Origin of the sequence: Pelagicoccus enzymogenes, assembly GCF_014803405.1 — a bacterium.
GTDB lineage: Bacteria > Verrucomicrobiota > Verrucomicrobiia > Opitutales > Opitutaceae > Pelagicoccus > Pelagicoccus enzymogenes.
Map to the genome: position 1 here is coordinate 264 of NZ_JACYFG010000058.1, position 329 is coordinate 592.

A 329-nucleotide genomic window follows, 5' to 3' on the forward strand; every position below is an offset into this window, starting at 1 on the left:
TTTGAGGAAACCGACGTTGGGCAAGCTGCTGGCTCTGGAAACGTCGATGATGAGGGCAACGAAAAGCCTGACGTTGAGAAAGAGGCAGAGGTGCAATGGTTGCTTTGGAAGGGTACCGATGACCGCTTGAGCAAGACAAATGAGCTTCTGGAGGGCATAGGCGAAACCTTAGAGGGCGACGGGGAAGGCACCGCTCCCGATGGAACCGGCCAAGGTGATGAAATTGATTTTGCGGGCAATTCTGAGGATGTGCTCGGCTTGGAAAACCTTCTTCCTTCTATGCCGACCGTAACCGGTCCCAGCGGCTCTCAGACAACCTTTGGCGTCAA

The 329-nt window shown here is 54.4% G+C and carries 1 protein-coding gene; it reads left to right on the forward strand.

What is annotated here, in order from left to right:
* Positions 1–126: 126 nt before the first annotated feature.
* Positions 127–329: hypothetical protein (locus IEN85_RS24570; protein WP_224772870.1), on the forward strand; the 203-nt coding region annotated here is incomplete at its 3' end.